Below are 15,870 nucleotides of genomic sequence, written 5' to 3'. Positions count from 1 at the left end.
CGGGTACGACCGCGGTGTGGCTGGTGGGGGTACTCGTCGTCATCATCCTCGTCGCGGCTTTCGTTCCCCTGTGCTACGACCTCGTCAAGGCCGTCAAATGGCGGAAGGAGCTCACCGACTGGCTGAAGAGCGGCAAAATCCGCCGCGAAGACCTGATCGCCGTCCTGCGGTTGATCGCCCGCCCGCGGAGCACCGTGAACTCCGCCCGTACGACGATCGCCTACCTCATAGTCGCGCTGGTCGCCGCCGCGCTCGGCGTCACCGTCTTTTCGGCCGCCGACGACGCGCCGGACCTGCGCAAGACGATCGTCGCCTCAGTACTGACCGTGCTGAGCCTGGTCATCGGGTTCTACTTCGGTTCCCGCACCGCGCAGACGGCGATCGACGCGCAGAACCTGCCGGGCACCGGGCCGGGTGGTGGTCCCGGCGCCCCGGCGGCACCGGTCGTCAGCGGCATCGACCCCGGTACCTCGGCGAGCGGTGCGGTGACGGTGACCGGAACCGGGCTCATGGACGCGACCATCCTCTTCGGGACCTTGCCCGCGACCCGGATCGGTCCGCCGAGCACGACGCAGGCCGTCGTGGCCGTGCCGGACCGGCCGGCCGGGTACCCCGGACTCGTCGACGTCGTGGCCGAAACCGCCGCGGGGACCTCCGAACGGACGGACAAGACGAAGTTCACCTTCGGGGGTTGATTTGTCCACCGGACAACGGAAAAGATCACACGGTGTATGTGACAACGTTGTCAGGAGGAAACGGATGAGACGTGGCATCCCAAAGCGGGGGACGCGCGTCCTCGCCACCCTGCTCGCCGGCGCCACCACGGTGGCCCTCGCGACCCCCGCCGGCGCCCAAGGCGGGCCCAGGTTCGCCGACGATCCCACCACGCTCGTCGACACCTCGATCGGCAACAACGGGGACGGCACCACCTTCCCGGGCGCCACCACCCCCTTCGGGATGGTGCAGCTCAGCCCGGACACCCAGCTCAAGAAGTACGCGTCCTACGACTACGCCCAGGACACCACCCTCGGCTTCAGCCACACCCACCTCTCCGGCGTCGGCTGCCAGACCATGGGCAACTTCCGCTTCATGCCCACCACCGGGGCCGTGACCAGCAGCGATCCCGCGCAGTACGGCGCCAAGTTCAGCCACGCGGACGAAACCCGCAGCCCCGGGTACTACGGCGTCAAGCTCGGCAACGGCGTCGAAGCCGAGCTGACCGCCACCCAGCGCACAGGTCAGCACCGCTACACCTTCCCTTCCGGCGCGAGCCAGAACGTCCTCATCGAGGTCGGCGAGAGCAACGGCTACACCTACGCCGGTGACGTCCACGTCGTCGGCGACGACACCGTCGAAGGCTGGCTGCAGGGCGGCAACTTCTGCTGGGAGACCCAGAAAGAGCGCTACAAGGTCTTCTTCAGCGCCAAGTTCGACCGAAAGTTCACGAGCTTCGGCACCTGGACCGACGGCAAGCTGACGCCGAACCAGCGCGACGCGAAGCTGGGGAGCCAGCGGACCGGCGCCTGGCTCACCTTCGGCACCGAAAAGAACCAGGTCGGCGCCTCCGTCGGGCTGTCGTACACCTCGATCGACGGCGCCCGGCTGAACCGCAAGACCGAGCAGCCCAAGTCGTTCGACAAAGCCGAAAAGCAAGCTCACGACACCTGGGCCGGCGAGCTGAACCGGATGCGCGTCGCCGGCGGGACGACCGCCGACCAGCGCACCTACTACAGCGCGCTGTACCGGTCGCTGCTGCACCCGTCCGTCGGGTCCGATGTGGACGGTTCCTACCGCGGCTTCGACGACGCCGTGCACCGCAGCCGCGACACGTACTACCAGATGTTCTCGCTCTGGGACACCTACCGCTCGCAGAACCAGCTCGTCGCGCTCCTGCACCCGGACAAGGCCGCGGACATGACCAAGTCCGTCCTCAAGGTCTACCAGGACGGCGGCTGGGTCCCGCGCTGGGCGCTGGGCGGCGGCGAGACGAACGTGATGAGCGGCGACCCCGTCACGCCGTGGGTGGTCGACAACTACCGCCGCGGCATCCTCGACGACAAGACCGCGCGGCAGCTCTTCGACGCCTTGTGGCGCAACGCCAACGAAGTGCCGGAGGACCAGTCGGTCTTCCGCGGTCGCGACGGCAATCCGTCCTACGTGAAGAACGGCTGGATCGGGTACCAGGACCTCCCCGGCTACACCTACGGCGACACCCGCCAGGCCGGCTCGGCGACCCTCGAATACGCCCTCGCCGACTGCGCACTGTCCACAATGGCGCAAGGACTCGGGTACGGGGACAAGGCCGAGACGCTCAAGAACCGCTGCGGCAACTTCGCCAAACTCTGGGACACCGGCGTCGAATCCCACGGCTTCACCGGCTTCCCGCGCACCAAGGCCGCGGACGGCACCGGCGTCGGCAACCCCGACCCGGCGCAGTCGACCGGCTTCCACGAGGGCACGCCGTGGCAGTACCAGTGGCTCGCGCAGCAGGACCCGGCGAAGCTGTTCGGTCTGATGGGCGGCCCGGCGCAGGCGGAGAAGCGGCTCGACACCTTCTTCGACATCCCGCTGCTGCTGGCCGACCCGGCGAAGGCCGCCAAGGACTCCTGGGTCCACGGCGCGTACGACTACCACAACAACTTCGCCTTCAACCCGAACAACGAGCCCGACCTGCACGCCCCCTGGATGTACAGCTGGACGGGCGCGCCGTGGAAGACGTCGGCCGTGCTGCGCGCGGCGCGGACGCTCTTCATCGACACGCCGTACGGCATGCCCGGCAACGACGACCTCGGCACCATCTCGTCGTGGCTCGTCTTCGGCATGACCGGTGTCTTCGAAGCCCAGCCCGGCTCCGGGACGTACCTGCTCAGCACACCGATGTTCGAGAAGGTCGAGATCCGCCCGGCCGGCGGCCGCAAGATCGAGATCGAGGCGCCCGGCGCGAGCGCGGCTAAGCTGCAGTACACAAAGGACGTCCGGATCGGGTCGCGCGGTTACGACCGCGCCTGGATCTCCCACGCTGACCTGCTCCGCGCGGGCAAGATCCGGTTCTCGCTGAGCGACACCCCGACCACCTGGGGCACGGCGTCCGTTCCGCCCGCCTTGTGAGGCTCGTCCCAGGTGCGGTGACCTGCGGTTTGTGCTGAGCTGGGAGCATGACGGAAGCGAAGACCACGGCGACCGAGAAGTTCTTCCGGGTCGCCATCGCGATCAAGGGCCTCGACGGCGCTCTGCAGGTCGTCGGGGCCCTGGTCCTCGCCTTCATCCCGGCGTCGGCCGTGAGCGGGTTCACCCACGCCGTGATCACGCGGGACCTGCTCGGCGACCCGTCGGGCACGCTCGCGCGGCACCTCGAGTCGGCGACGGAGAACTTCCTCAACGGCGACACCAAGACGTTCGCCGTCGCCTACCTGCTCGCCCACGGGCTCATCAAGCTCGGCCTCGTGTGGGCGCTGGCCCGGAAGATCGTCCGCGCGTACCCGGTGGCCGCGGTCATCCTCGCCGCCTTCGTGGTCTACGAGATCTTCCGGGCCGTGCACACCCACTCGATCGCGCTCCCGTTCTTCGCCGCGCTCGACGTCGTGATCATCGTCCTGGTGCTGCGCGAGTACCGGCAGTTGAAGCGGGCTGAGTAGCGTCACGCGGCGACGGGAAATCGCACCGTCGTGCTGTCGGCCTCCAGGGGTTCGACGTAGATGGCGGTCGCGTTGTCCGAGCCGCCGTGGGCCAGCGCCGCCTCGACGAGTTCGGTGGCGCCCGTGCCCGGCCGGGCCAGCACGGCGCGGATGCCGGCGCCGGCGAGCGGCTTGTGGATGCCGTCGCTGGTCAGCAGCAGGCCCGCGCTCGTGGTCTCGGCCGTGCCGATTTCGTGCGGTTCGGCGGTGCGGACGCTGGTCGTGACCACGTGCTCCATCCGCGGGGTCACCGGCTGGTGGCGGGCGCGGAAGTACTCGGCGAGCGTGTGGTCGGTGGTCAGCCGCGAGAGCGTGGTGCCGTCCCAGGCGTACGCGCGGGTGTCGCCGACCCAGGCGATGCGGTAGCCGCCGTGCGCGGCGGGCATCGCGACGACGAGCACGGCGTCCCCGCCGGTCTGCTCGCGCACGGCGCGCTGCGCGGCGAGCACGGCCTCGACCGGTCCTTTGTGGACGGGAGTCCGCGCGGCGGCCGCGGCGGCGGCGCGGGCCGCGCGTGCGGCGGCGGGATCGTCACCGACCCCGTCGGCGAGCGCGAAGACGACGCCGGGCCCGCCGGCGGCGGCGTACGCCCCGACGGCGTCGGCGTTGAGCGAGCGGGGGCCCTGCGCGCTCGCGGTGTGCCAGCGCGGGAACCCCGGACGTGTGGTGATCATCGCGGCCTCCTCATCCCCTCTGACCACCATGATCCGCGCCGAACCTGTGGGCCGTCTGAGACTTTCCTGTGCTCGCGGTGTAGGTCCGCTTACCGTGGGAACGGGGTGGGGGCATGGAGTTCCGGATACTCGGGCCGCTGGCGGTGTCGCGCGCCGACGGCCACCCGGCGGTGCTCGGCGGGCGCGAGCCGCGGACGCTGCTGGCGGCGTTGCTGCTGGCGCGCGGCCGGGTGGTGCCCGACGAACGGCTGATTTCGCTGCTGTGGGAGGCCGAGCGGCCCTCGACGGTGGACGCGCAGGTGTGCACGTACGTCTCCCGGCTGCGGAACGCGCTCGGCCGGCCCGCCCGGCTCGTCCGCACGGGCGGCGGCTACCTGCTGACCCCGGGCGGCACGATCGACGCCGAGGAGTTCGCACGGCTGGCCGACGCCGGCCACGGCGACCTGCGGGCGGTCCGCGCGGCGAAGGCGTTTCGCGCCGCGCTGGAGCTCTGGCGTGGCCCGGTGCTCGCCGCGCCATCCGGGGCTTCGCCCCGGGCCGGGGGCTCCGCCACTCGGAACCCCCGCAAGCATGTGGCGTCGCCGAACCGTTGCGCGCGGGGGAGTCGGCGCGTTTCGAAGAGCTGCGCCTGGCGGTCCTGGAGGGCCGGATCGCCGCGGAAGTGGCGTCGGGCGACCACCTGCGGGCGGTCCCCGACGCCACCGCGCTCGTCGTCGAGCACCCGCTGCGCGAACGCGCCAGGGCCCTGCTCATGGCCGGGCTCTGCGCGAGCGGCCGCCAGGCGGACGCGATCGAGGTCTACCACCGCGGCCGCCGGCTGCTGGCCGAGCGCCTCGGCATCGAGCCGGGCCCGGCGCTGCGGGCGGCCTACCAGCGGGTGCTCGACGTTCAGGCGGGGTAGGGCGCCGACCGGAAGTCCAGGTCGAGCTGCCGCGGCGAGCGCGACAGCCAGTAGCGCGCCAGTGCGCGGACCTGGTCACGGGGCAGCCCGGGATTGACGTGCCGGTGGTCGGGTTTCGCGATCGACTGCAGCGCCCAGGCGAACCCGAGCAGCGGATCGAGCGCGGCCCACCGCCGCCGGTCGATGTCGAGGACCATCTGCGCGCGCTGCACGGCGTGCCAGAAGTGGTACCCGTTCGGCGGATCGCCGTCCATGGTGTGCACCTCCGACTCGACGGGCGCCCGCCGCGGGTCGAAGAGCACCCCCTGCCCGAAGGCGGCGAAGGCGCGGGTGAGGCCCTCGCCGTCGCCGCGGTAGAAGCGGTCGAAGTTGCCGAGCTGGAGTTTCGAGAGCGTCCGCAGCGGCTGTTCGACGGGCTTGACGAACTCGGCGTAGTTGCCGGGGTAGCCCGGTTCCAGGCTCAGTGCCCGCCACTTTTCGTACAGGCCCTCGGGCGCGTTCTGCTGGATGAAGGGGAAGAGCACGGCGTAGGCGTCCTGGACGTCCTGTGCCGGGTGGTACAGCGCGATTTCGTCGAGCTGGTACCAGAGTTCGTTGGCCCGCCGGTCCCCGAGCATGCCCGGCACCGGCGGAAGCCCGGTGTCCGCGGCCGCGGTTCCTTGCAGCAGCGTGGCCCCGGCAACGGTGGCAACGCCGATCTTGAGCAGCCTTCGTCGGTCCATGTGGTGCACCCCCTGCCCGGCGGTCCCCTGCCGCCGTTCACCGGCCAAGCTACGGAAGGTTTCCATATTTTCTCTGTAAGATCGTTTCCGTGGACGACCACCGGGCGCTTGCGAACTTGATCTTTTCGTACGCGGCCCTGGTCGACGCAGGCGATTTCACCGCGGTGGGCGAGCTGTTCTCCTCAGGGGAGTTCACGGGCAGCGGCGGCACGTTGCGAGGCGCGGCGGCGGTGGAGCGAATGCTGCGCGAGACGGTGATCGTGTACGACGATGGGACTCCGCGGACCAAGCACGTGACCACGAACGTGGCTTGGGAAGTGACCGGCTCGACGGCCGCGTCGAGCGCGTACTTCACGGTGCTGCAGGCGGTTCCGGGGTTACCGCTGCAGACGATCGCGGCCGGGCGTTACGCGGACCGGTTCACGAAGGCGGAGACCGGCTGGCACTTCACCGAGCGCCGCGCGACGGTGGACCTGGTCGGCGACATCAGCCACCACCTGCGGCCCAAGCGTTGAGCCGCCTGGGGGTGCTCCATTCGGAGGGAATCCGCCGCGAGGCGCCTGACGCGATGACTCACGGGTAACAAGTGGTCAGCGCATCGCGACCCCGGGGGAGACCGAGCTCACCAAGGTGAGGATGGCCCCGAATGGTACTGACTGAATCGAGCGTAGCCGGCTGGTTGACCACCGCCTTCCCCGATATTTCGAGCAACTTGATCGCCGCCGCGATCGGTGGAGCACTGGTGTGGGCGGTCACGCGAGTAGTCAGAAGAGTGAAGCTGTTCCGCGCGCGCCGGTTCTGGCGGGCGATGGGCAGTCGCCAGCCGTTCATCGTGTTGGGGGCGCCGGATGCGGAAGCCCTCCGCCGATGGGAGAAGACGGGAATGGTCGGCAAGGGCGACATCCTGGCGCTGGTCGAGGTCGAGTCACAGCTCCGGCGGCTCGGGTTCACCGGGCGGATCATCGAGGCGAAGGAGTTGCCGCCGCACGATCTGATGTCCGACCTCGTCCTGATCGGTGGTCCGGACGGGAACACGGTCACCAAGACCATGCTGAAAGCCCTGGGCGACCGGATTTCTTACGGGTTTGGTGAGGCTCGTCCGGATCAAGCGACCCCACTCCGGGACAACCGCGCAGGCGAAGAGTTCTCTCCGGCCCCCGACCCGGATACCGGCGACCCGGTCGAGGACTACGGTCTGATCGTGCGATCGGCGAATCCGCTGGCGCCCGGATCCGCGGAGATCGTCATTCTCGCGGGATGCTGGGGTTACGGCACCGCTGCCGCGGCGGAAATGCTCGACGAGTCGAAGCTGCTCCGTCGGTGGCCGCGCTCCGGAAAGTTCGAAGCCGTCGTCAAGACCAGCGTTGTCCAGGGTGTCTACTGCAAGACCGAGGTGCAGGACGTGCGAGCGATCTCTTGAGTGCGGAGGCGGACTGAGGCCCGGACCCCCTGAAAGGGAACCCGGGCCTCGCACCTGTCAGCTCTGTCAGCTCTGCAGGTCGTACACCGTCTGGCCGTCGACCGTGGTGGCGGTGAAGGTCGCCGTCACCCAGTCCGTGATCTCCGACGAGCCCCCGCCGGGTCCGCCGCCCCGACCACCCTCGATGTAGTACTTGACCTCGCCCGCCGCCACGTACGCCTTGAACTCGGCCAGCGTCGGGGCCGGGTCCGAGCCGCTCCAGCCGCCGATGCCGATCACCGCCTTGCCGCTGGCCAGTTCCAGCGACGCCGCGCTCTGCGAACCGGTCGTCGCCGCCGCCCACTTGGTCGTCGTCTGGGAAAGCAGGGAACCGATCGTGCTCGACGAAGAGTCCTCGCCGCCGCCGCCGAAGCTGCTCGACGTCGGGCCGGACGTCGGGATCGAACCGGTGTGGGCCACCGACGCCGTCTCGACTCCGTACGCCGCCGACGACACCCCGATGGTCAGGACCAGCGCCGCCGCCACGACGGTGACCAGCCGGCGCGACGCGGGCGCGCCCATCACCAGCACCGTGCCGACCACCACACCCAGCACCGCGACGGCCCACTTCAGCGCCGGGAACCAGTCCGGCGTCCGGTCGAGCAGGATGAACGACCACACCGCCGTCGCGACGACCATGCCGGCGAGCGTCGCCCGCGGGCCCGGGTTGGCCCGGCCCTGCCACAGCGCGCGGCCCGAGATCGCGACCAGCCCGGCGATCGCCGGCGCGAGCGCCACCGAGTAGTACGGGTGGACCGTGCCGCTCATGAAGCTGAACACCAGCGCCGTCACGACCAGCCAGCCGCCCCACAGGACCAGCGCCAGCCGCGTCCGGTCGGTGCGCGGCGCTCGCCGCGTGAACCACAGCCCGGCGACCAGCCCGATCAGCGCCGCGGGCAGCAGCCACGAGATCTCCGTGCCGAAGCTGGCGCCGAACATCCGGAAGAGGCCCGTCGACCCGCCGAACCCGGTGTTGCCGCCCATCCCGCCGCCGCCCGTGCCACCGTTGCCCTCGCCGCCGAAGATGCGGCCCAATCCGTTGTAGCCCAACGCGAGTTCGAGCAGGCTGTCCCCTTCGGACCCGCCGATGTACGGCCGCGACGACGCCGGCCACAGCTCGACCAGCGCGATGAACCAGCCCGCCGAGACGACCAGCGCGACGACCGCGCCGCCCAGGTGCAGCAGCCGCTTGCCGAGCGACGTCGGCGCCGCGAGCAGGTACGCCAGCCCGAACGCCGGCAGCACCAGGAACGCCTGCATCATCTTCGTCAGGAAGCCGAACCCGATCGCGGCACCGGCCAGCGCGAGCCACACCGGGCTCGCCTTTTCCGTGGCGCGCACGACGAAGTAGGCTCCCGCGACCATGAGCAGGACGAGCAGCGCGTCCGGGTTGTTGAACCGGAACATCAGCGCCGCCACCGGCGTCACCGCGAGCATCGCGCCCGCCAGCAGCCCGGCGACCGGGCCCGCGGTCCGCTTCACCGCGAGGTACAGGATCCCGACGGACGCGACGCCCATCAGGGCCTGCGGCGCCAGCACGGTGAAGCTCGAGAACCCGAAGATCCGCGCGAACGCCGTGCCGACCCACAACGCGGCCGGCGGCTTGTCGACGGTCAGCACGTTGCCCGAGTCGAGCGACCCGAACAGCCACGCCTTCCAGCTCTGCGTCCCGGACTGCACGGCCGCCGCGTAGAAGGAGTTGCCGTAGCCGGACGCGGTCAGGTTCCAGAAGTACAGCACCGCGGTCGCGGCCAGCAGCCCGAACACCGCCGGGCGGACCCAGCGCGGTGGCGCCTGCGCCACGGAGTCCTTGCGGTGGCGCGGTTCCCGCGTCACGGGGTCGGACAGGACGGCGGTCATCAGAACTCCTTCTGGGTGGCGGCCTGGCGGCGCGGGTTGAAGACCCAGCCGCGCAGGAGCAGGAAGCGGAGCACCGTGGCGGCGAGGTTCGCCAGCACGAGCACGGTGATCTCCAGGACGAGGCCGGGTGTGGTGGAGCCGTTGAGCAGGGCCAGCGCCCCGCTCGTCAGCGCCAGGCCGAGGCCGAACACGATCAGCCCTTCGAACTGGTGGCGCCCGGCACCGGTGCGGCCGCGGATGCCGAACGTGAGGCGCCGGTTCAGCGCGGTGTTGCCGATCGCCGTCACCAGCAGCGAGGCGAAGTTCGCGGCCTGCGCGCCGACGACGGTCCGCAGCACCAGGAACAGCACGAGGTAGGCGAGCGTGCTGCTGACGCCGATCGCGGCGAACCGCACGAGCTGCGTCACCAGTCGTGGCGGCACGCCGGGCGCGTCCACGCCGATCGGCTGGCGGCCGAGTTGCTCGCGCAGCTTGCTGATCGGGATCTCGCCGGTGAAGGTGGCCTTCGTGACGCGGGCGATGCCCTTGAGGTCCTCGGTGGCGGTCTTGACGATGTTGACCGACGAGTCCGGGTCGTCGACCCAGTCGACCGGCACCTCGTGGATCCGCAGCCCGGCGCGCTGCGCCAGGACGAGCAGCTCGGTGTCGAAGAACCAGCCGGTGTCGACGACGTGCGGCAGCAGCTCGCGGGCGACGTCGGCGCGGATCGCCTTGAACCCGCACTGCGCGTCGCTGAACTTCGCGGCCAGCGTCGAGCGGAGGATCAGGTTGTAGCAGCGGGAAATGAACTCGCGCTTCGGCCCGCGCACCACTCGCGCCCCCCGGGCGAGCCTGCTGCCGATGGCGAGGTCCGAGTGCCCGGAGAGCAGGGGCGCGACGAGCGGCCCGAGCGCGGCGAGATCGGTGGAGAGGTCGACGTCCATGTAGGCGAGGACAGCGGCGTCGGAAGCCCGCCAGACGGCGTTGAGCGCGCGGCCGCGGCCCTTCTCGTCGAGGTGGTGGACGGCCACCTCGGGGAACTCGCGGGCCAGTCGTTCGGCCACCTGCAGCGTCGCGTCGGTGCTCGCGTTGTCGGCGACGGTGATCCGGTACGGGTAGGAGACGTGTTCGGCCAGGTGCGCGTGCAGCCGTCGGATGCACGGTTCGAGGTCGGCCTCTTCGTTGTAGACCGGGATGACGACGTCGAGAACGGGCTGCGGACCGGCCAGATCGACCGGCACGGTCCCGGGCCGCGGTGCGGGGGCGGTGGCTGTCATGCCCCTACGGTCGCGGCCGCCGCTTTGGCGACCGTGTGATCTCTCTGTGCGGTTGCTGTGCGCCGAAGCTGAGCGTGTCCTCGAACCCGGCGCCGCTGACCAACGTCCCGACCGTGAGAACGTCAGATACGCTGGGCGTCATGCCGCCATGTGCCGCCGCCGATGGATACTGAGTGGTAGCGCTGACCATCGAAGCGGTGGGCACGGAGCTGCGCCGGTTGCGCAAGGCAGCCGGCCTGACCCAGGCCGACGTCGCCCGGATCATCGGCGTGAGCCGGGCGAACCTGACGCAGTGGGAAACCGGGCGCTACCTCCCGTCGGTGGAGAACGCCAGGCTGCTCGACGACCACTTCCGGGCGGCGAACGCCCTGGTCCAGATGGTCGAAGCGGCTCGGTCGCCCGCTCCTGCGGGCGGCGCGCTCCTGTCGACGCGCGGCTCGCTGCTCGAGGTCTTCCGGCGGGCGGGACAGAGCCTCGTCGGGCACTTGATCCGCGACGAGAACGGCCGTGCGGTCGGCTGGCGGCACAACCTCCAGCAGGACAACGAGCAGACCACGCTCGCCACCGCGTACGGGATCAGCGCGTTGGCCGTGTTGGGCTCCGCCTACATCGACCTACGTCCGGTCGTCGAGCGCCTCTACGCCAAGCGGTCCGACTTCGGGTGGCAAGGTCGGTCCGCCGGACGCCGCCCCGAGGTCACCGCGGCGGTGGTGGACGCGCTGTGCCGGGCCAGTACCGTCCTGTCCGCCGAAGAGGGTTTGCAGCACCTCGAGAACTCGCTCGACGACTACAGCCGCACCCGGCCCTTCCTGCTCGCCACCGCGTTGCGCACGTCGGCCCGGATCGGCCCCGGCGCTCCGCTGACCCGCCGGCTGACGGACGACCTCCTCACCGCCCGGCTGGACTTCGACGGCGTCCTCCTGTGGGGCGAGAAGAAAGAACCCGGGCTGGTGGCCCCGGAACCGTCCACAGCGCACACCGCGCGCGCCGTCGTGGCGTTGCGTGACCTGCTGCGTACGGGGGCAGACCGCGCCGACGTCCGGGACGCGGTCGAAGTGGCGACGCAGTGGCTCGTCGACCGGACGCACCCGGACGACGGCGTCATGGAAGACCTGGCGTTGCCGCAACCCGGCCGGGAAACCGTCCGGGTCAACATCAAGCACTTCACGTCCGCGTGGGTCGTGCAAGCGCTGGCCGAGGCGCCCCGGGTCCCGGCCGTCCGGCTGAACCGCGCGCTCGATTCGCTCTGGGAACGCTACGAACCCGATATCGGACTCTGGGCCTGGGGCAGCGGCGACTTCCCCATCTGGATGACCCTCGACGCCGTCACCGCCCTGCGGGCGGCCGCGCTGGCGTTCACCGCACCACCTTTTCATCCACCCGCGGCTTCAGAATAGAGAATGTCGCATTGTGGGCGCGGCTTCTTCGCCTTTTCCGGCGGGAACGTCATTGTGCTCTTCTGGACGCTCGCCGCTGAAGAGGTTCGGCTGAGGGGCCGCGCCGCGCGGTGTGGTGCGCGGTCGGGTGCGGTTGCTGTGCGTGGACGGAGTCAGTGGTAGGGGTTGGTCGGGTTCAACGCGAGTTCGCGGATCGACGCGAGCGGAAGTCGATCGAGGGACTGTTCCGCGATGCCCACGTCACGGAGTACCCGGAAGACGTCGTCCTCGGTGACTTGGCCCTTGTCCGCGGGAACCCGCACGTCGCTCTTCACCTTCAACTCCGGCTTGAGAGACGAGAAGCTGAGGTCGAAGTCCGCGCGGTATGCGTGGTAAAGGGCAGAGGCGCCGCCCTGCCGGCGGATGTGCAGAGCGGGGAACTGGCTGTCCTCGTTAGTGATGATGACCGAGTCGGGCGAGATGTCGTGCCGCAATGTCGAAAATTCCGACCTCAACCGTATTTCGACGGTCAGGAACTCGTGTTGCTGGTGCCACTCGGCGGCGAATATGGTGGCGAGGCAGCTCGTCTGCACGAACTCGGTCGTCCACATGGCCGATCCCTTGTTCTCCGGCCGGCGGGACAGCTTGGCGCGGTATTCCGCGTACTCCCGGCAACGCGTCGTGTTCTGCGGATCCAGGATCTGCAGTTGTATCCGCCAGTGGGTGCCCGTGCTGCTTTCGCGGGCCCGCGCGGCGAGCTGCGGCAAGGTCCAGGCGCGGGTGAACGTTCCGGTGCCTCCGCGGAACTGCCACATGTCCGCGGTCGTCATAGCGGCTTCGAAAGCCTTCTGCCTGGAGGCGAGGGTCGTCAGTTCGCCGACGGACGGCCTGAACGTCAGCGCGTGTCCGACTTCGCCGACTCCCTTTTCGACCAGATCCACTGATCGGGCCAATTCGACGACTCGCCGGTCGTTGTCCTCTTGACGCATGGCTTGCTTGAACAGTGAGAAGCCCAGTATGGCCAGAGTTGCCAGGGTGGCGGCGAGGAGCGTCTTGACGTCGTTCACCGTGTCGGTCGCGCCGAGCACCGCTACTGTCGCGGCCGCGACGAGGATGATGAGTTGCTCGGGATCCCGGCGCAGCCCGCGGAGCAGACGTGCGGTCCTGCGGTCGGGAGGAGTTTCTGATCCGGCTCGGGTCTTCTGGTGGCGTGTCGTCATTTCGGCCTCTCCCCGTCGTTGCTGACCGTCCGTTTCGAGGATGGCCGATGTCCACTCTGATGGCTGCTTGACGAAATAATCGTGGCTGTGTTCGGGCTGAGGAATGCGGGGGTGACCGAACCAAGCCGGTTACCATGGGCGGACATCTGCGACTCGTCGCGCTGAGAGAGTGAGCATGGGGAAGTGGTATGACGACTGCTGCGACACTCCGTTCGGGTGGTGATGTTCCATGCCGCGCTCTCATGGGCTGATCACGCTGATCGCAGGCCGGTCGGTTGCCTCCGCCCCGGTATCGGTCGCCGCCGGAGTGCGCGGGGGGCGAAAACTGGAGACGGAGCGTCGCCCATGAGTGCGTTCTCGCACGGTGCCGGTGGCTCCGGGTTCATCGCCGATCTTGCTGCTTCGGTGGGACGAGGTGAGGTCGGCCTCCGCAGCCTGGCCACGGCGGCCGGAACGGTGGGTGAAGCCCCGGCAGGCTTCGTGCGCTGGCTGGCGGAGACGGCGTGCGATGCCGACTCAGTCCGGGGAATCGTGGCGCGCTCGTATTGGCACCCGAACGGCTTCGCCAAACTGGTCTTGCACACCTCGATCGATCCGGAGTTCAAGATCCGCATGCACGTGTGGCCGGCGTCGGAGGCGCCGAGACGAGGTGAGACGAACCCGCACAGCCATCGCTGGGAGTTCGCGTCCACGCTGATCGCGGGACAAGGCATCCTCATGGCGGAGTACCTCGAAGTCACGGAAGGGGGAGAGCCGTTCACCCGCCACCTCTACGGCACGAACCCGGCCGACCCCGCGCTGCTCGTCGCCGACGGTGCCACCCGGCTGGTCGACGCGACGGCGCCGGGGCTGTCACGGGGCGGGGTCTACGCCTGCGGCACCGACATCGTCCACACCGCCGAGCCGCTGGGCGAGCGCTTGACCGCGACGGTCGTCGTCCAAGGTCCGCACCGCACGTCGACCACCACCGTGTTCCGTCCGCCGGGGGAGACCGGGGACCAGCCCAACCGCCCGCTGTCCGCGGAAGATTTCCGGCAGCTGGTGAGTGCGGTCGTCACCGAGGTCCGCGAATGCTCGTCCCGCTGTTGAGGTGGCGTTCGCGTGCCAAGCAGCGGGGAGTGCTGACCGATCGCGCCATCCGTCGCTCGCTCGCGAGCGGTGAACTGTTCGTCGACCCCTTCGACCCTGGACTGGTCCGGCCCGCTTCGATCAGCCTCCGCCTGGGCGCCGAGGCGTTCAGCCTGCGCAGCAAGGGGCCGGTCGACGTGGCCGATCGTGCTACTCACCCGGATCTGGTGCCCAAGAGGCTCGACGACGGCGGGAGGCTCGTGGTCGAGCCGGGTGAACTGGTGCTCGCCCCGACGCGGGAACGGATCGGGTTGTCCAGGAACCTCGCCGGCTTGGTGGACGGAACCAGCGACTACGCGCGGCTCGGGGTGGGGGTCGTGCTCTGCGGCCAAGTGAGTCCGGGCTTCGGTCAGGACGGTGGTGCGGTGCTGACCTTGGAGATCGTGAACCACCTGCGGCATCCGGTTCTGCTGTACCCCGGTGCGCGGATCTGCAACCTGATGCTGTTCGCTTCGACGGGGAGTGAGCAACCCTACGGGGCGATGCCACACAACTATTCGAACGACCAAGCTGTCGTCGCGTCGCGATTGGCGGATCATGTCCGGCACCACTGAGCCACGTCTGGGCGACCTGGGCGAACGCGGGATACAGGAGTACGTCCTGCGGCCGCGCTACGACGGTGTGGAGGGCTTCGGGGACGACAGCGCCCTGCTCGCCGCACTTTGCTCGCCGAGCGAACTCGTGGCCACCACCGACAGCTGCCCGACCCCCGTGGTCGTCGAACTCATGGGCGAGCCCGACCTCTACCACGCGGGCTGGCTGCTGGCGACGATCAACCTGTCCGACCTGGCCGCGACGGGTGCCGAGCCGCTCGGTCTCGTCGCCGCCTACACCCTGTCGAAGAAAACCACGGTGCGTGACTTCGAACGGCTCCTCGACGGTGTCGACGACTGCTGTGCGGAGCACGGCACCAGGATCGCCGGGGGTGACACCCGTGACGGTGAACCCATGCAGCTGACGGCGACGGCGATCGGGCGGTGCGCGCCGGGCAGCAGGCTCCGCCGATCAGGGGCGTGCGCCGGGGACCGCCTGCTGCTGGTGGGTTCCCCCGGCTACCTCTGGGCCGCAGCTTTGCTGCACGACGGTCGTGCGACGCTCCCGGAACCGGCCCGGGACGAAGTCCGGCGCCGTGCTTGCCGGCCCACTGCCCAGCTCAAGGCGGGGCAAGTGCTGGCCGCGGCCGGGCTCGCACAGGCGGCGATGGACGTCTCGGACGGTCTGTTCGCCACCGTGCGAGCCCTTTGCGAGGCCAATGGCCTGGGTGCCGCGGTCACCGGGGAGTACGAACTGGACGAGCCGGTGGCCGAAGTGGCGCGGCAGAGCGGGTTCCTGCCTTTCGACCTCGCCCAGACGTGGGGTGACTGGAGTCTCGTCGCCGTGGCCCGGGCCGAGGACGTCGACTTGGCCACGAAGGCGCTGCGCGCGGAGGGGATCGTGGCCCAGGAGATCGGCGTCTTCACGGCCGACCGGAGGATCACGGTCGGCCCCGCCGCTCGTCCGTGGCGCGGGATAGCGCAAGAACGCTTCTCGGACAGCTCCTGGCACGGCGACAACCTCACGCATTTGATCACTGCCATGCTGGGAGCTCCCCGGGGGTGAA

The 15,870-nt window shown here is 69.8% G+C and carries 15 protein-coding genes and 1 pseudogene; 11 read left to right on the top strand and 5 right to left on the bottom strand.

All coding sequences use genetic code 11. The annotated features are described in order from the left end of the window. Positions 1-23 precede the first annotated feature (23 nt). The 3 genes from AB0B33_RS38860 to AB0B33_RS38850 all read left to right on the top strand — a co-directional run bounded on the left by AB0B33_RS38860 (position 24) and on the right by AB0B33_RS38850 (position 3,635). Entirely contained in the window at positions 24-695 is a 672-nt protein-coding gene (locus AB0B33_RS38860; RefSeq protein ID WP_360781452.1) for a hypothetical protein, read from the top strand. A 64-nt stretch (positions 696-759) separates the two neighbouring features. Next, on the top strand, positions 760-3,108 hold the full coding sequence (locus AB0B33_RS38855; RefSeq protein WP_360781450.1) for a GH92 family glycosyl hydrolase: 2,349 nt from the start codon (positions 760-762) through the stop codon (positions 3,106-3,108). 47 nt (positions 3,109-3,155) lie between these two features. Then, positions 3,156-3,635, top strand: a complete 480-nt coding sequence (locus AB0B33_RS38850) for a DUF2127 domain-containing protein (protein WP_247020560.1) — start codon at positions 3,156-3,158, stop codon at positions 3,633-3,635. 2 nt (positions 3,636-3,637) lie between these two features. Here the strand turns inward: AB0B33_RS38850 and AB0B33_RS38845 are convergent, their stop codons facing one another. Further along, positions 3,638-4,348, bottom strand: a complete 711-nt coding sequence (locus AB0B33_RS38845) for a serine/threonine protein phosphatase (RefSeq protein ID WP_360781448.1) — start codon at positions 4,346-4,348, stop codon at positions 3,638-3,640. Positions 4,349-4,461: 113 nt separating this feature from the next. On the opposite strand from AB0B33_RS38845, the pseudogene AB0B33_RS38840 reads away from it, so the two are divergent. Together AB0B33_RS38840 and AB0B33_RS38835 are read left to right on the top strand one after the other, a co-directional pair. Next, positions 4,462-4,809: pseudogene (locus tag AB0B33_RS38840) on the top strand (winged helix-turn-helix domain-containing protein); the annotation flags it as partial. A 128-nt stretch (positions 4,810-4,937) separates the two neighbouring features. Next, the gene (locus tag AB0B33_RS38835; RefSeq protein ID WP_360781446.1) at positions 4,938-5,249 is read left to right on the top strand and encodes an AfsR/SARP family transcriptional regulator; all 312 of its coding nucleotides are present in this window, start codon (positions 4,938-4,940) and stop codon (positions 5,247-5,249) included. Here the strand turns inward: AB0B33_RS38835 and AB0B33_RS38830 are convergent. Then, complete coding sequence (locus AB0B33_RS38830) at positions 5,237-5,971, bottom strand: hypothetical protein (protein ID WP_360781444.1); 735 nt, start codon at positions 5,969-5,971, stop codon at positions 5,237-5,239. The genes AB0B33_RS38835 and AB0B33_RS38830 overlap by 13 nt on opposite strands. An 89-nt stretch (positions 5,972-6,060) precedes the next feature. Here AB0B33_RS38830 and AB0B33_RS38825 point away from each other — a divergent pair, with 89 nt between their 5' ends. Both AB0B33_RS38825 and AB0B33_RS38820 read left to right on the top strand, forming a co-directional pair. Next, positions 6,061-6,486: a nuclear transport factor 2 family protein gene (locus AB0B33_RS38825; RefSeq protein WP_360781442.1), complete on the top strand. Its 426-nt coding sequence runs from the start codon at positions 6,061-6,063 to the stop codon at positions 6,484-6,486. A 131-nt stretch (positions 6,487-6,617) separates the two neighbouring features. After that, complete coding sequence (locus AB0B33_RS38820; RefSeq protein WP_360781440.1) at positions 6,618-7,391, top strand: hypothetical protein; 774 nt, start codon at positions 6,618-6,620, stop codon at positions 7,389-7,391. A 66-nt stretch (positions 7,392-7,457) separates the two neighbouring features. On the opposite strand, the gene AB0B33_RS38815 is transcribed toward AB0B33_RS38820, so the two are convergent. Both AB0B33_RS38815 and AB0B33_RS38810 read right to left on the bottom strand, forming a co-directional pair. Next, on the bottom strand, positions 7,458-9,290 hold the full coding sequence (locus AB0B33_RS38815) for a glycosyltransferase family 39 protein (RefSeq protein ID WP_360781438.1): 1,833 nt from the start codon (positions 9,288-9,290) through the stop codon (positions 7,458-7,460). Further along, a complete protein-coding gene (locus tag AB0B33_RS38810) occupies positions 9,290-10,546 on the bottom strand; it encodes a bifunctional glycosyltransferase family 2/GtrA family protein (RefSeq protein WP_360781436.1) in 1,257 nt (418 codons plus the stop codon). The genes AB0B33_RS38815 and AB0B33_RS38810 overlap by 1 nt, the downstream gene beginning before the upstream one ends. A gap of 182 nt (positions 10,547-10,728) precedes the next feature. On the opposite strand from AB0B33_RS38810, the gene AB0B33_RS38805 reads away from it, so the two are divergent. Further along, positions 10,729-11,943, top strand: a complete 1,215-nt coding sequence (locus AB0B33_RS38805) for a helix-turn-helix domain-containing protein (protein ID WP_360781488.1) — start codon at positions 10,729-10,731, stop codon at positions 11,941-11,943. Between the two features lie 152 nt (positions 11,944-12,095). On the opposite strand, the gene AB0B33_RS38800 is transcribed toward AB0B33_RS38805, so the two are convergent. Beyond that, positions 12,096-13,142 carry a hypothetical protein gene (locus tag AB0B33_RS38800; RefSeq protein ID WP_360781434.1) on the bottom strand — a complete coding sequence of 349 codons (1,047 nt, stop codon included), beginning with the start codon at positions 13,140-13,142 and terminating at the stop codon, positions 12,096-12,098. A 345-nt stretch (positions 13,143-13,487) separates the two neighbouring features. Here AB0B33_RS38800 and AB0B33_RS38795 point away from each other — a divergent pair, with 345 nt between their 5' ends. From AB0B33_RS38795 to AB0B33_RS38785, 3 genes are read left to right on the top strand one after another with little or no spacing between them, the layout of a single operon-like run. Continuing rightward, complete coding sequence (locus tag AB0B33_RS38795) at positions 13,488-14,231, top strand: hypothetical protein (protein WP_360781432.1); 744 nt, start codon at positions 13,488-13,490, stop codon at positions 14,229-14,231. Continuing rightward, a complete protein-coding gene (gene dcd / locus AB0B33_RS38790) occupies positions 14,213-14,824 on the top strand; it encodes a dCTP deaminase (protein ID WP_360781430.1) in 612 nt (203 codons plus the stop codon). The genes AB0B33_RS38795 and dcd overlap by 19 nt, the downstream gene beginning before the upstream one ends. Next, positions 14,808-15,869, top strand: a complete 1,062-nt coding sequence (locus AB0B33_RS38785) for a thiamine-phosphate kinase (RefSeq protein ID WP_360781428.1) — start codon at positions 14,808-14,810, stop codon at positions 15,867-15,869. Before dcd ends, AB0B33_RS38785 begins: the two co-directional genes overlap by 17 nt. The last annotated feature ends 1 nt before the right edge of the window (position 15,870 follow it).

The sequence above is a fragment of the Amycolatopsis sp. NPDC049159 genome (genome assembly GCF_040648295.1).
Taxonomy (GTDB): domain Bacteria; phylum Actinomycetota; class Actinomycetes; order Mycobacteriales; family Pseudonocardiaceae; genus Amycolatopsis; species Amycolatopsis pretoriensis_A.
Note: the sequence above shows the minus strand (reverse complement) of the source record. Positions and strands in the feature narration are given on the sequence as shown.

What these genes read in the sequence shown, in the direction of transcription:
- AB0B33_RS38830 (WP_360781444.1), bottom strand. Translation starts at nt 5,971, where the DNA reads ATGGACCGACGAAGGCTGCTCAAGATCGGCGTTGCCACCGTTGCCGGG.
- AB0B33_RS38845 (WP_360781448.1), bottom strand. Translation starts at nt 4,348, where the DNA reads ATGATCACCACACGTCCGGGGTTCCCGCGCTGGCACACCGCGAGCGCG.
- AB0B33_RS38850 (WP_247020560.1), top strand. Translation starts at nt 3,156, where the DNA reads ATGACGGAAGCGAAGACCACGGCGACCGAGAAGTTCTTCCGGGTCGCC.
- AB0B33_RS38815 (WP_360781438.1), bottom strand. Translation starts at nt 9,290, where the DNA reads ATGACCGCCGTCCTGTCCGACCCCGTGACGCGGGAACCGCGCCACCGC.
- AB0B33_RS38855 (WP_360781450.1), top strand. Translation starts at nt 760, where the DNA reads ATGAGACGTGGCATCCCAAAGCGGGGGACGCGCGTCCTCGCCACCCTG.
- dcd (WP_360781430.1), top strand. Translation starts at nt 14,213, where the DNA reads ATGCTCGTCCCGCTGTTGAGGTGGCGTTCGCGTGCCAAGCAGCGGGGA.
- AB0B33_RS38800 (WP_360781434.1), bottom strand. Translation starts at nt 13,142, where the DNA reads ATGACGACACGCCACCAGAAGACCCGAGCCGGATCAGAAACTCCTCCC.
- AB0B33_RS38795 (WP_360781432.1), top strand. Translation starts at nt 13,488, where the DNA reads ATGAGTGCGTTCTCGCACGGTGCCGGTGGCTCCGGGTTCATCGCCGAT.
- AB0B33_RS38785 (WP_360781428.1), top strand. Translation starts at nt 14,808, where the DNA reads ATGTCCGGCACCACTGAGCCACGTCTGGGCGACCTGGGCGAACGCGGG.
- AB0B33_RS38810 (WP_360781436.1), bottom strand. Translation starts at nt 10,546, where the DNA reads ATGACAGCCACCGCCCCCGCACCGCGGCCCGGGACCGTGCCGGTCGAT.
- AB0B33_RS38820 (WP_360781440.1), top strand. Translation starts at nt 6,618, where the DNA reads ATGGTACTGACTGAATCGAGCGTAGCCGGCTGGTTGACCACCGCCTTC.